Annotated in this window: 12 protein-coding genes; 7 read left to right on the top strand and 5 right to left on the bottom strand. The window is 67.2% G+C overall.

What is annotated here, in order from left to right; translation table 11 throughout:
• Positions 1–3: 3 nt before the first annotated feature.
• The gene (locus tag AAHB17_RS10720; RefSeq protein WP_342130561.1) at positions 4–1,845 is read right to left on the bottom strand and encodes an ABCB family ABC transporter ATP-binding protein/permease; all 1,842 of its coding nucleotides are present in this window, start codon (positions 1,843–1,845) and stop codon (positions 4–6) included.
• Positions 1,846–1,883: 38 nt separating this feature from the next.
• On the opposite strand from AAHB17_RS10720, the gene AAHB17_RS10725 reads away from it, so the two are divergent.
• A complete protein-coding gene (locus tag AAHB17_RS10725; RefSeq protein ID WP_342130562.1) occupies positions 1,884–2,297 on the top strand; it encodes an acyl-CoA thioesterase in 414 nt (137 codons plus the stop codon).
• A gap of 20 nt (positions 2,298–2,317) precedes the next feature.
• On the opposite strand, the gene AAHB17_RS10730 is transcribed toward AAHB17_RS10725, so the two are convergent.
• Complete coding sequence (locus AAHB17_RS10730) at positions 2,318–3,148, bottom strand: crotonase/enoyl-CoA hydratase family protein (protein WP_342130563.1); 831 nt, start codon at positions 3,146–3,148, stop codon at positions 2,318–2,320.
• Between the two features lie 139 nt (positions 3,149–3,287).
• Between AAHB17_RS10730 and AAHB17_RS10735 the strand changes: the two genes are divergently transcribed.
• Genes AAHB17_RS10735 through AAHB17_RS10760 form a run of 6 tightly spaced genes read left to right on the top strand, consistent with a single transcriptional unit; the run spans position 3,288 to position 9,981 of the window.
• Positions 3,288–4,163, top strand: coding sequence for a branched-chain amino acid ABC transporter permease (locus tag AAHB17_RS10735; protein WP_342130564.1), 876 nt, complete (start codon positions 3,288–3,290; stop codon positions 4,161–4,163).
• A 4-nt stretch (positions 4,164–4,167) separates the two neighbouring features.
• Positions 4,168–5,244 carry a branched-chain amino acid ABC transporter permease gene (locus AAHB17_RS10740; protein WP_342130565.1) on the top strand — a complete coding sequence of 359 codons (1,077 nt, stop codon included), beginning with the start codon at positions 4,168–4,170 and terminating at the stop codon, positions 5,242–5,244.
• Positions 5,241–6,101 carry an ABC transporter ATP-binding protein gene (locus AAHB17_RS10745; RefSeq protein WP_342130566.1) on the top strand — a complete coding sequence of 287 codons (861 nt, stop codon included), beginning with the start codon at positions 5,241–5,243 and terminating at the stop codon, positions 6,099–6,101. The genes AAHB17_RS10740 and AAHB17_RS10745 overlap by 4 nt, the downstream gene beginning before the upstream one ends.
• Positions 6,098–6,886, top strand: coding sequence for an ABC transporter ATP-binding protein (locus AAHB17_RS10750; protein ID WP_342130567.1), 789 nt, complete (start codon positions 6,098–6,100; stop codon positions 6,884–6,886). Before AAHB17_RS10745 ends, AAHB17_RS10750 begins: the two co-directional genes overlap by 4 nt.
• Before the next feature lie 7 nt (positions 6,887–6,893).
• The gene (locus tag AAHB17_RS10755) at positions 6,894–8,750 is read left to right on the top strand and encodes an AMP-dependent synthetase/ligase (RefSeq protein ID WP_342130568.1); all 1,857 of its coding nucleotides are present in this window, start codon (positions 6,894–6,896) and stop codon (positions 8,748–8,750) included.
• A 55-nt stretch (positions 8,751–8,805) separates the two neighbouring features.
• Positions 8,806–9,981, top strand: a complete 1,176-nt coding sequence (locus AAHB17_RS10760; protein WP_342130569.1) for an ABC transporter substrate-binding protein — start codon at positions 8,806–8,808, stop codon at positions 9,979–9,981.
• 69 nt (positions 9,982–10,050) lie between these two features.
• Here the strand turns inward: AAHB17_RS10760 and AAHB17_RS10765 are convergent, their stop codons facing one another.
• From AAHB17_RS10765 to AAHB17_RS10775, 3 genes are all read right to left on the bottom strand, one after another.
• A complete protein-coding gene (locus AAHB17_RS10765; protein WP_342130582.1) occupies positions 10,051–11,280 on the bottom strand; it encodes a sensor histidine kinase in 1,230 nt (409 codons plus the stop codon).
• Positions 11,281–11,307: 27 nt separating this feature from the next.
• A complete protein-coding gene (locus AAHB17_RS10770) occupies positions 11,308–12,027 on the bottom strand; it encodes a response regulator transcription factor (RefSeq protein ID WP_342130570.1) in 720 nt (239 codons plus the stop codon).
• Between the two features lie 66 nt (positions 12,028–12,093).
• Entirely contained in the window at positions 12,094–13,461 is a 1,368-nt protein-coding gene (locus tag AAHB17_RS10775; protein WP_342130571.1) for an AmpG family muropeptide MFS transporter, read from the bottom strand.
• Between the last annotated feature and the right edge of the window lie 35 nt (positions 13,462–13,496).

Here is a 13,496-nt window from a genome sequence, read left to right on the forward strand (position 1 = left end):
CGATTATGCGACGCCACCAGCGATGCCATCGGCACCACTTTGCTGCAGCGCCCACATGCCGGCGTACACGCCGCCACGCGCCACCAGGTCGGCGTGGGTGCCGCGCTCGACGATGTGGCCGTGCTCCAGCACGATGATCTCGTGGGCATCGACCACGGTGGACAGACGGTGGGCGATGACCAGCGAGGTCTTGTTGCGCGCCGCCGTTTTCAGCTCGCCCTGGATGGCGCGCTCGTTGGCCGAGTCCAGCGCTGAGGTGGCCTCGTCGAAGATGACGATGGGCGGGTTCTTGAGCAGGGTGCGCGCGATGGCCACGCGCTGCTTCTCGCCGCCCGAGAGCTTGAGCCCGCGCTCGCCCACGGTGGTGGCGTAACCCTGGGGCAGGCGGCTGATGAAGCCGTGGATGTGCGCCGCCTGCGCGGCGGCCACCGCCGCCTCGTGCCCGGCGTCGGGACGGCCATAGAGGATGTTGTATTCGATGCTGTCGTTGAACAGCACGGTGTCCTGCGGCACGATGCCGATGGCGTGGCGCACACTGGCCTGCGTGACCTGGCGCACATCTTCACCATGGATGGTGATGCGCCCGGCGTTCACGTCATAAAAGCGGTAGAGCAGGCGCGCCAGCGTGGACTTGCCCGAACCGGACGGCCCCACCACGGCCACCGTCTTGCCGGCGGGAATCTCGAAGCTGATGCCATGCAGGATCTCGCGCGCCGGCTCGTAGCTGAAGCGCACGTCCTCGAAACGCACCGTCGGCGGGCCGTCCAGCCGCAGTTCGGTGGCGCCAGGCGCGTCGGCAATCTCACGCTCCTTTTCCAGCAGCACAAACATCTTGTCGAGGTCGGTGAGGCTTTGCTTGATCTCGCGGTACAACACGCCCAGAAAGCCCAGCGGGATGTAGAGCTGGATCATGAAGGCGTTGATCATGACCAGATCGCCCAACGACATGGCGCCGCTGGCCACGCCCTGGGTGGCGCGCCACAACATGGCCACCAGCGCCACGGCAATGATGAGCTGTTGCCCGGTGTTGAGCAGGGACAGCGTGGTCTGGCTCTTGATGCGCGCGCGGCGCAGCTTCTCCAGGCTTTCGTCGTAGCGGCGCGCCTCGAAGGCCTCGTTGTTGAAGTACTTGACGGTCTCGTAGTTGAGCAGCGAGTCGATGGCCTTGGTCTGGCTCTGCGATTCGATCTCGTTCATGCGGCGGCGAAACTGCGTGCGCCACTCGGTGACCCAGACCGTGAAGCCAACATAGAGCACCAGCGCGCTCAGCGTCATCCACACGTACCACATGTCGAACTGGCTGCCCAGCACGGCCAGCACGAACACCACCTCGATGATCGTCGGAAAAATGCTGTAGAGCGAGTAGGAGATGAGCGACTGCACGCCGCGGGTGCCGCGCTCGATGTCGCGGGTCATGCCGCCGGTCTGGCGCTCCAGGTGGAAGCGCAGGCTCAGGGCGTGCAGGTGGCCAAACACCTCCAGCGCGATGCTGCGGGTGGCGCCCTCGGTGGCCTTGGCGAACACCAGCTCGCGCAGCTCGGTGAACAGGCTGGTGGAAAACCGCAGCAGCCCATAAGCCACCAGCAGGCCCACCGGCACCACCAGCATGGCCTGCGCGCTGCCCGGCGCGATGTTCATGGCGTCCACCAACTTCTTGAGCAGCAGGGGCACGCTCACGTTGGCGGCCTTGGCGCCCACCATGAAGGCCAGGGCCAACATCACGCGCCACTTGTAGCGCCACAGGTAGGGCAGCAGGCGCTGCAGGGTGGCCCAGTCCGAGCGCCCCTTCTGGCCAGGGGAAGGTGCCGGGGCCGGGCCGGCGTGGGAGGGCGAAAAGGAACGCATGGGAGACAATCCGGAATCTTTGTTCACCGATTGTGCCCATGTCCACCGACACCCCTCCCCTCGTCAACCCAGTGCCCTTGCCCGTGGACAAGGAACTGGTGCTCAAGGTCATCCCCATGCCGGCCGACTGCAACGCCAACGGCGACATCTTTGGCGGCTGGGTCATGGCCCAGGTCGACCTCGCCGGTTCGGTGCTGCCCGCGCGCCACGTGCAGGGCCGCATGGCCACGGTGGCGGTCAACGAATTCATCTTCAAGCAACCGGTGCGGGTGGGCGACATCCTGAGCTTCTTCTCCAGCGTCACCCGCGTCGGACGCACCTCCATCACGGTGCAGGTGGAGGTGTACGCCGAACGCTTCCGCTCCCAGGGCCAGTACGTGAAGGTGACCGAGGCGAGCCTGACCTATGTGGCCATCGACGACGACGGCCGGCCACGCCCCATTCCGCGCTGACCCCGCGCTGAAGTGCGTTCTCAGAACCGGCCGTGGCGCCCTGCCCCGCCGGTGAAGCGCGTGGCCCCCGCCAAGGCCTCGCCCAGGCAATCGCGGCCCTGCGCCCACTCCTGGTGCAGGGCCTGCGGCAAGGGCAGGTCCCATTGCCGGTAGGCGCTGAGGCGGTCGGCCCGCATCGTGGCCTGGGGAAAGGTCGCCAGTTGCTGCGCCAGCGCGATGGCGGCCTCGCGCGCGGTGCCGGTGGGCACCACCCGGTTGGCCAGGCCCATGCGCAAGGCCTCGTCGGCCTCGACCTTGCGCCCGGTCAGGATCAGGTCCATGGCATGCCCCATGCCGATCAGGCGCGGCAGCCGCACGGTGCCGCCGTCGATCAGCGGCACGCCAAAACGCCGGCAATAGACGCCGAAGTAGGCATCGGCCTCCAGCACCCGCATGTCGCACCACAAGGCCAGCTCCATGCCGCCGGCCACGGCCGCGCCCGCCACCGCCGCGATCACCGGCTTGGACAACAGCAGGCGCGACGGCCCCATGGGCCCGGGCGGGCGCGGTTCGTCCGCCGCGAAGTCCAGCCGCCGGGCGATGGCCTGCGCCATGTCCTCGCCTTGGCGCGCCAGCGCCGCCCCATGCTGCAGGTCCCAGCCCGCGCAGAAATGGCCATGTCCGCCATGAAACACCGCCACCCGTGCGTCGGGGTCGTCATCAAAGGCGACAAAGGCCTCGAACAAGGCGCGCGCGGTGCTGTCGTCGACCGCGTTGCGCACGTCGGGACGCTCCAGCGTGACCACCGTGACGGCACCAACTTGCTCGACATGCACCCCTTGCACGGGGCCTGCTGCACCACTTTTGTTCATCAACAACCCGCTGTGTGGAAAGACCTGTGAACGCCGCGCCATGCACTGGCGCATGGGCGACTCGACATGGGGAAGAACCCTAGGGGGCTCGCGGAAGCTTACCGCTATAACTCACGCACTCACAAGCAAGGAGACATGCGTGCAACTGCTGCAACTGCTGATCAGCGGCGCCGCCCAGGGGTGTATCTACGGATTGATCGCCCTGGGTTTTGTGCTGATCTACAAGGCCACTGAAACCGTGAGTTTCGCCCAGGGCGACCTGATGATGGTGGGCGCGTTTTGTGGACTCGCCGCGACGACGGCGCTCGGATTTCCCTTCTGGCTGGGCATCGCCAGCGCGGTGGTGGCCATGATGGTGTTCGGCTTCGTGCTGGAGCGCCTGGTGGTGCGGCCCATCCTGGGACAACCGGCTTTTTCCATCGTGATGCTGACCATCGGCGTGGGCTATGTGGCGCGCGGCCTGATCACCATGATCCCCAACGTCGGCACCGACACCCACACGCTGCCCGTGCCCTACGCCGGCGAGGTGCTGAAGCTGGGCACCGCCGTCATCGCGGCCGAACAGCTGGTGGTGATCGGCGCGACCGCGCTGCTGTGCGGGCTGCTGTTCGCGATGTTCAAGTACAGCAAGCTGGGCATTGCCATGCAGGCCTCGTCGCAGAACCAGCTGGCGGCCTACTACATGGGCATCCCGGTCAAGCGGCTCAACGGCCTGGTGTGGGGACTGGCCGCGGGTGTGGCGGCGGTGGCCGGCCTGCTGCTGGCCCCCATCACCTTCGTGCACGCCAACATGGGCTTCATCGGCCTGAAGGCCTTCCCGGCGGCGGTGGTGGGCGGCTTCAGCAGCCTGCCCGGCGCCATCGTGGGCGGCCTGGTGATCGGCATCGTCGAGGCCTTCTCGGGCTTCTACCTGCCCGAGGGCTTCAAGGACATCGCCCCCTACATCGTGGTGCTGCTGATGCTGGTGCTCAAGCCCAACGGCCTGTTCGGCGAGAAGCTGCGCAAGAAAGTCTGACCCCATGCGATACATCTTCAAGACCGACTACGACCAGGACATCCGGCTGGCCAAACACGGCGGCCACACCTTCTGGTACAGCGCGCTGATGCTCTTCCTGGTGGCCGCGCCCTGGGTGGTGGACGAGTACTGGCTGGCGCAGCTGACCTTCGTGCTGATCTACGCCATCGTGGGCCTGGGACTGATGCTGCTGGCCGGCTTCACCGGGCTGTTCTCGCTGGGCCACGCTGCCTTCCTGGGCGTGGGCGCCTACACGCAGGCGGTGCTGGTCAACGCCGGGCTGCCGTTTCCGCTGGCGCTGGTGTGCGCCGGACTGCTGTCGGCGGCGGTGGGCATGGTGGTGGGCCTGCCGGCGCTGCGCGTCAAGGGCATCTACCTGGGCATGGCCACCCTGGCCTTCGGCTTCATCGTCGAGGAGGTGATGGCGCGCTGGGAACATGTGACCGGCGGCAACGCCGGCCTGTCGGTGCAACCGCCCCAGCTGTTCGGCTGGCAGCTCGACACCACCGAGGAGTTCTACGGCCTGTGCCTGCTGCTGTGCGTGGGCGCCACACTGGCCATCGTGAACCTGATGCGCTCGTCCACCGGTCGTGCCTTCGTGGCCATCCGTGACTCGGAGATCTCGGCGCAGAGCATGGGCATCCACCTGGCGCGCTACAAGACGCTGAGCTTCGCGCTGTCGGCCGCGCTCGCCGGCATCGGCGGTGCCCTGTACGCGCACAAGATCCAGTTCCTGTCGCCCGAGCAGTTCAGCATCATCCAGTCCATCGACCTGCTGCTGATGGTGGTGATCGGCGGGCTGGGTTCCATCCACGGCGCCTTCCTGGGCGCGATCTTCCTGATCGTCATGCCGCAGATGATTGCCCAGGCCAAGGACTTCCTGCCGCCGGCCATCGGCGGGGCCACCGGCCTGCAGGGCACGGTCTACGGCATCGTGCTGGTGGCCTTCGTGCTGTTCGAGCCCATGGGCCTGTACGGGCGCTGGCTCAAGATCCGCACCTACTTCCAGCTCTTCCCCTTCTACCGGCGCGGCATGTTCAAGCGCCAGAAGTCCTTTCAGAAATCGGATCGACTCAAATGAGCCAGCCGCAACCCCCCAACGCCGATGTGCTGCTGTCGGCCCAGAACCTGAGCGTGCGCTTTGGCGGCGTGCTGGCCGTCAACAACGTGAGCTTTGACGTCAGGCGCGGCGAGGTGTTCACCCTGATCGGACCCAACGGCGCCGGCAAGACCACGGTGTTCAACCTGATCAGCCGCATCTACACACCCACCAGCGGCACCATCGACTACGCCGGCCCCGACGGCATGCTGCGCCTGACCGACAAGGCCCCCCACGAAATCGCCAAACTCGGCATCGCGCGCACCTTCCAGAACATCGAGCTGTTCGAGCACGCCACCGTGCTGCAGAACCTGCTGATCGGGCGCCACACCCACCGCCGCACCGGACTGTGGAGCGAGATCTTCTTCACCGCCCGGACCCGCGCGGCCGAGATCGAGGCGCGCGAGAAGGTCGAGCAGGTGATCGAGCTGCTGGACCTGCAGCACCACCGCGAGTCCATGGTGGCGGGCCTGCCCTACGGCGTGCGCAAGGTGGTGGAGCTGGCGCGCGCCCTGTGCACCGAGCCCCAGCTGCTGCTGCTGGACGAGCCCTCCTCGGGCCTGAACGTGGAGGAAACCGACGACATGGCCTTCTGGATCACCGACATCAAGGACGAGCTGGGCATCACCGTGCTGATGGTGGAGCACGACATGGGCCTGGTTTCCAAGGTGTCCGACCGCGTGCTGGCCATGAGCATGGGCGCCGAGCTGGCCACCGGCACGCCGGCCGAGGTGCAGCGAGACCCCGGCGTGATCGAAGCCTACCTGGGCTCCATCGACGACGTGTCCAACCTGCGCCGCGAGAACCACAAGGCACACAGCCAGGGAGCCCAGGCATGACCGCGCCCGTGACCGACAACGCCGTGCTCAAGCTGCTCAACGTGGAGAGTGCCTACGGCCCCATCAAGGCCATCCGCGGGGTGAGCCTGCAAGTGCGTCGCGGCGAGATCGCCACCGTGCTGGGCTCCAACGGCGCCGGCAAGACCACCATCCTCAAGACCATCAGCGGCATCATCGACCCGCGCAAGGGATCGATCGAATTCAAGGGCGAGAACATCACCGCCCAGGATCCGGCCCTGATCGTGCAGCAGGGCCTGATGCACGTGCCCGAGGGCCGCGAGGTGTTTCCGCTGCTGTCGGTGCGCGACAACCTGCTCATGGGCGCCTACACCCGATCGGACCGCGATGGCGTGGCGCGCGATGTCGAGGTGGTGTTCGGCTACTTCCCCATCCTCAAGGAGCGCGCAGCGCAGGACGCCGGCCTGCTCTCGGGCGGTCAGCAGCAGATGCTGGCCATCAGCCGCGCGCTCATGGCCAACCCCGACCTGATCCTGCTCGACGAGCCCAGCCTGGGCCTGTCCCCGAAGCTCACCAAGGAGATCTTCGAGATCGTGGTGCGCATCAACCGCGAGCGCGGCACCACCATCCTGCTGGTGGAACAGAACGCCAACATGGCGCTCAACGCCTCGGACTACGGCTACGTGCTGGAGAACGGGCGCATCGTGATGGAAGACACCTGTGCCCGGCTGCGCGAGAAGGAGGACATCAAGGAGTTCTACCTCGGCATGAAGGAAGAAGGCGTTCGCGCCGACCGGCGCTGGAAGAAGAAGAAAACCTGGAGATGAGAGCGATATGAGCAACTTGTGGGACCTGTCCCGAGTACAGCCCCAGACCCAGGTGGTCATCCCGGGCGAGACCATCCCGGCCATCTTCTGGAACGCGGCCAAGGCCCGGAGCGACAAGGTCTGGCTGCGCCAGAAGGACTTCGGCATCTGGCGCATCTGGACCTGGCAGCAGACGGCCCAGGCAGTGCGCGAGATCGGCAACGGCCTGCTGGCGCTGGGCTTTGCCCCGCAGGAGACCGCCTCCGTGCTCTCCAACACCAACATCGACTGGGTGCTGTGCGATCTCGCCATCCTCAGCGCCGGCGGCGTGGCCAACGGCATCTACCCCACCGATGCCGCCGAGCAGGTGCATTACCTGTGCGAGGATTCGTCCACCACCATCCTGTTCGTGGAGGACGACGAGCAGCTGGACAAGGCGCTGGCCGTGCGCGAGCGCCTGCCCAAGCTGCGCAAGATCGTGGTCTTCGACATGGAGGGCCTGCGCGAGCTCGACGACCCGCAGGTGATCAGCCTGGCCGAGCTGCGCGAGCTGGGCCGCACCCATGGCCGTGAGCACCCACAGGCGCTGGACGCGCGCGTGACCGCCTGCCAGCCCGACCAGCTGGCCATCCTCATCTACACCTCGGGCACCACCGGCCGCCCCAAGGGCGCCATGCACAACCACCGTGCCCTCGTCTACACCGTGCGGGGCTACAACACGCTGATCGCGCAGGACGACACCGACGAGCGCATGTGTTTCCTGCCGCTGTGCCACGTGGCCGAGCGCCTGGGCGGCGAGTATTTCGCGATGTACACCGGCACCATCCTCAACTTCGTCGAAAACCCCGAGACGGTGCCCGAGAACGTGCGCGAGATCGCGCCCACGGTCTTCACCGCCGTGCCCCGCGTGTGGGAGAAGTTCTACTCGGGCGTGATGATCTCCCTCAAGGAAGCCAGCCGCCTGCAGCAGCTGGCCTACGGCTGGTCCATCGGCGTGGGCACGCGCATCGCCGACAAGGTGCTGGCCCGCCAGCCGGTGCCGGGCTGGCTCAAGCTGCAGTTCCACGTCGCGCGCGTGCTGGCGCTCAACAACGTGCGCAAGCTCATCGGCGTGCACCGGGCGCGGTTCCTGGTCACCGGTGCCGCGCCCATCTCGCCCGACCTGGTGCGCTGGTACCTGGCGCTGGGCCTGCCCATGCTGGAGGTCTGGGGCATGACCGAGTCCTGCGGCGCTTCCACCGGCATGCCCGCCGACCGCATCAAGCCCGGCTCCATCGGCCCGGCCACCAGCTACAACGAGGTCCGGCTCGACCCGGCCACCGGCGAGATCCTGGTGCGCGGCCCCAACGTCTTCATGGGTTACCTCAACCAGCCCGAGAAGACCGCCGAGACCATCGACGCCGACGGCTGGCTGCACACCGGCGACGTGGGCACCGTGGACGAGGAAGGGTTTTACCGCATCACCGACCGCATGAAAGACATCATCATCACGGCGGGCGGCAAGAACATCACCCCCAGCGAACTGGAAAACGAGTTGAAATTCTCTCCCTACATCACCGACGCGGTGGTCATCGGCGACAAACGCCCCTACCTGAGCGTCATCGTGATGATCGACCAGGAGAACGTGGAGAAGTACGCCCAGGACCACGACGTGCCCTTCAGCAACTACGCCTCGCTGACCAAGTCGGCCGAGGTCCAGGAACTGATCCAGGCGGAACTCGACCGCGTCAACAAGAAGTTCGCCCGCGTCGAGCAGATCAAGAAATTCTGGCTGCTGGACACCCAGCTCAGCGCCGAGGACGAGGAACTCACCCCCACCATGAAGCTCAAACGCAAGCTCGTCCAGCAAAAGTACGCCCCTCAGATCGAGGCCATGTACCGCTGACGACCACCGCGCATCGCATGGCCTATTTCACAGATCCACACAGGAGACCACAGGAATGAAGATCAAGACCCACCTCACCGTCACCGCACTGGCCACCCTGGCGATGCTGGGCAGCACGTCCGTGCTGGCCCAATCGCAGGGCGTGAGCAAGAACGAGATCGTGCTCGGCTCGATCCAGGATCTGTCCGGCCCGCTGGCCGGCTTCGGCAAGCAGGTGCGCCTGGGCATGATGCTGCGCGTGGACGAACTCAACGAACAGGGGGGCCTGAACGGGCGCAAGGTCAAGCTGCTGGTTGAGGACTCGGGCTACGACCCACGCCGTGCCGTGCTGGCGGCGCAGAAGCTGGTCAACCAGGACAAAATCTTTGCCATGGTGGGCCACATCGGCACCGCCCAGAACGTGGCCACCTTCCCGGTGCTGTTCCCCAAGAACGTGGTGAACTTCTTCCCGGTGACGGCCGCGCGCGAGATGTACGAGCCCTTCCACAAGCTCAAGTACTCGTTTGCCGCCACCTACTTCGATCAGATGCGCCTGGCGGTGCCCAAGCTGGTGAAGGAAAAGGGCTCGCAAAAGGTGTGTGCGATGTACCAGGACGACGAGTTCGGCCTGGAGGTGCTGCGTGGCGCCGAGGAAGGACTGAAGACCATCAACATGCAGATGGCCGAGAAGACCTCGTACAAGCGTGGCGCCACCGACTTCTCGTCGCAGATGCAGAAGCTGGCGTCCGAGAAATGCGACATGGTGGTGATGGGCACCATCATCCGCGAGACCATCGGCGGCATCGCCACCGCGCGCCGCCTGGGCTTCAACCCCACCTTTGTCGGCTCCAGCGCGGCCTACACCGACCTCATCCACAAGCTCGGCGGTGCGGCCATGAACGGCCTCTACGCCACCATGACGGTGCAGCACCCCTACCTGGACGAAGCGGCCCAACCGATCCGCTTCTGGGCCACCAAGTACCAGACCAAGTTCAACGAAGAACCGACGGTGTTCTCGGTCTATGGCTACAACGCGGTCGATGCCTTCCTGCGCGCCGCCTCCAAGGCCGGCAGCAACCTGAGCACCGACAGCTTCATCAAGGCCATGGACACCATGGTGATCCCGCCCGACATCTTCGGCAGCGCGGAAATGACCTTCTCGCCGACCAAGCGTCTGGGCAACAACGACACCCGCATGTCCCAGTTGCAGGACAACCGCTGGAAAGTGGTGTCGGGTTACCTGAACAAGTGACGGGATGCCCAGCGGGTGGCCAGGTGCCACCCCGCCTCCCGAACCCGGCGGCCCCAGTGGCCGCCTTTTTCATGCCCGCATCGGTTGCCTGTGCAAAGGCAGGCTGAGCACAAAACAGGCGCCGCCGCCAGGTGTGGCCTCACAGCGGACCTGGCCGCCATGGCGCTGCGCGATGGTGCGCACCAGCGACAGCCCCAGGCCCACGCCGCCCTCGCGTTCGCTGGCGCCCGGCAGGCGGTAGAAGGGCTCGAAAATCCGGTCCCGCAGCTCAGCCGGCACGCCCGGCCCGTGGTCGCGCACCCACAACTCGGCCATCGCGCCATCGCGGCTCACGCGCACCAGCACCTCGATGGGCTGGGCCACGCCACGGGCGTCCCGGCCGTAGCGGCGGGCGTTCTCCAACAGGTTGCGCAGCAGGCGGCGCAGCAGGCGCGCGCTGCCCCACACCGATGGCGCCGGGCTGCCCTCGTCGACCTGAAGCAAGGCGCCGGCGTGGGCACATTCCTCGGCCGCCAGGCCCATCAGGTCGACCTCTTCCAGCTGCCCCATGGGGGCATCGGCCAGATCGAGCCGGCTGGCCAGCAGGATCTCGTCGATCAGTTGGTCCAGCTCGGCGATGTTGCGGGCCAGTTCGTCGCGCACCGCGACGCCGGTGCCCGCCGGTCCGGACGGCATCAGCTCCAGCCCCATGCGGATGCGGGCCAGCGGCGAGCGCAGCTCGTGCGAGGCATTGGCCAGCAAGGCCTTGTGCGAACGCACCAGCGTCTGCACCCGTTCGGCCGCGACGTTGAAGCGCTGCGCCAGCGACGCCACCTCGTCCTCGCCCTGCTCGGGCAGACGCACCGACAGATCGCCGGCGCCCCATTGCTCGACGCCCCGCTGCACGGTTTCCAGACGCTGGGTCAATCGCCGCACGATGGGGTAGGCGCCCAGGGCCACCGCCACCGCCACCAGGCCCAGCAGGCTGGCGAAGTCGAAGGGGGGCTGCATCCAGAAAGGCTCGTTGCGCCCACCTGGCGGGCGGGGGGGGCGGGGCAACTGGATGGACAGTGTCTCCCCCCCGATCATGGGCACCTGGAACTCCAGCCCTTGCCCGGGCACCCGCACGCCACGGCCGGTGGCCTGACCGACGATGTCGCCTTCACTGTTGCGCACGACAATTTCGCGCCCCGGCCGCTGCGAGCGGTCGTGCTCTACCTGCACGCGCCAGATCCAGCCCACCAGCAGCGCCATGACGGCCACGGCGGCCACCACCGCCAGCCAGATGCGCAGGTACAGGCGCTGCCCGAGCAAGGCAATCACGGCCGTGCTCCGCAGGCGCCCGCGTCAATCCTGCTGTTTGGCGAACACATAGCCGACACCACGCACCGTGAGGATGCGCTTGGGGTTCTTGCTGTCGACTTCGATGGCGTTGCGGATGCGGCCCACGTGCACATCGATGGAGCGGTCGAAGGCCTCGAGTTCGCGCCCACGCACAGCCTCCATGATCTGGTCGCGCGTGAGCACCCGGCCGGCGCGCTCGGCCATGGCCAGCAACAGGTCGAACTGGTAGGACGTGAGGTCGCAGGCCTGGCCACCCACGGTCACGTTGCGGGCATCGCGGTCGATCTCGAGCGAGCCGAACTGCAGCGTGGGCTGGCGCGGTTCGGCACCGTCGCTGCGCGGCTCCGATTTGCGGCGCAGCACCGCGCGGATGCGGGCCAACAGCTCACGCGGCTCGAAGGGCTTGGGCAGGTAGTCATCGGCTCCCATCTCCAGGCCGATGATGCGGTCCATGGGATCGCCCTTGGCGGTCAGCATCAGCAGCGGCACACGCGCGGCGTCGCCCGGCAGGGCGCGGATGCGGCGGCAGACCTCCAGGCCGTCCATGTCGGGCAGCATGAGGTCCAGGATCACCAGGTCCGGCAGCAGGTCGCGCAGCGCGGTCAGCCCGCGGCCACCTTCGTCGGCGTGGCTGACCTGGAACCCCGACTGCCCCAGGTACTCGGCCACCATGCGGGCCAGGCGGCTGTCGTCTTCGATGATGAGGATGTGTGGGTTGGCCATACTGTTCAGTGTAGTGTGGCGGGTGCCCATGGCACCGTCTTGTCGGCCGCGTAAAGTTTCGTGAAATCAGGGGCCTGGCGCCCTGGCCTGCACCCGCGACGCCAGCCACACCAGCAGCAGCACCGGCAGGCCCAGCAACGCGGTGCCGGTGAAGAAACTGGCGTAGCCGTGGGCGTCGACGAAGGCCCCGGAAAACCCGGCCAGCCACTTGGGTGCCAGCAGCATCATGGAACTGAACAGGGCGTACTGCGTGGCCGAATAGCTGACGTTGGTGAGGCTGGACAGGTAGGCGATGAAACCGGCCGAGGCCACGCCCGCGCTGAGGTTGTCGGCGGAGATCACCAGCACCAGCGCGGTCACGTCGTGGCCATGGCCATCCAGCCAGGCGAACAGCAGGTTGCTGCAGGCGCTCAGCAGCGCGCCCAGCATCAGCACCCGCATGACGCCCCAGCGCATGGCCAGCGCGCCCCCCACAAAGGCCCCCACCAGCGTCATGATGACGCCATAGACCTTGGTCACCGCGGCCACCTCGTCCTTGGTGTAACCCATGTCCACGTAGAAAGGGTTGGCCATGATGCCCATCACCACGTCGCTGATGCGGTAGGTGCCGATCAGCCCGAGCACCAGCACCGCCTGCAGGCCGTAGCGCCTCAGGAAATCGGCGAACGGCTCCACCAGCGCGCCGCGCAGCCATTCCCCCAGGTTGCGCGAGGGCGGCAGGCTGCGGTGCGCGGGCTCGTCCGACAGCAAGACGGTCAACACCCCCAGGGACATGGACGCCGCCATCACCAGGTAGGCGGTCTGCCAGGCGGTCTGCTGGTAGCCGGCCACGCCGCCCAGTTCGGCGCGCGCGGCCAGCCACAGGACCCCGGCGCCGGCCCAGATCATGGCCAGGCGGTAGCCGGTCTGGTAGGTGGCGGCCAGCGCGCCCTGGTGGCGCGCATCGGCCGACTCGATGCGAAAGGCGTCCAGCGCGATGTCCTGCGTGGCCGAGGCGAAGGCCACCACCAGCGCGCACCAGACAATGGGGCCCAGGGTCTGACGCGGATCGGCCAGTGCCATGCCCACCAGCCCGGCCGCGATCGCCAGTTGCGACAGCAGCAGCCAGGCACGCCGCCGGCCCAGGGCACGGGTCAGCCCGGGCAGCGGCATGCGGTCGACCAGGGGCGCCCAGCACCACTTGAAACCGTAGGCCAGGCCCACCCAGCTCAGGTAGCCGATGGTGGTGCGGTCCAAGCCGGCTTCGCGCAAGCGGAAACTCAGCGTGCCCAGCACCAGCAGCAGCGGCAGGCCGGCGGAAAACCCCAGCGCCAGCATGCGCAGGCTGGCCGGCGCCAGGTAGACCCGCCAGGCTTCGCGCCAGCCCACGCGAGGCCCGGCATCGGGAAGGGCGTCGGCGGCGGCAACAAGCGGGCGGGCAATCGGATCGGCCATGAAACCTCAAGTAATGCAAGGCATCGCAACGCAGC

The organism is Hydrogenophaga sp. OTU3427 (genome assembly GCF_038440225.1).
Classification (GTDB): domain Bacteria; phylum Pseudomonadota; class Gammaproteobacteria; order Burkholderiales; family Burkholderiaceae_C; genus Hydrogenophaga.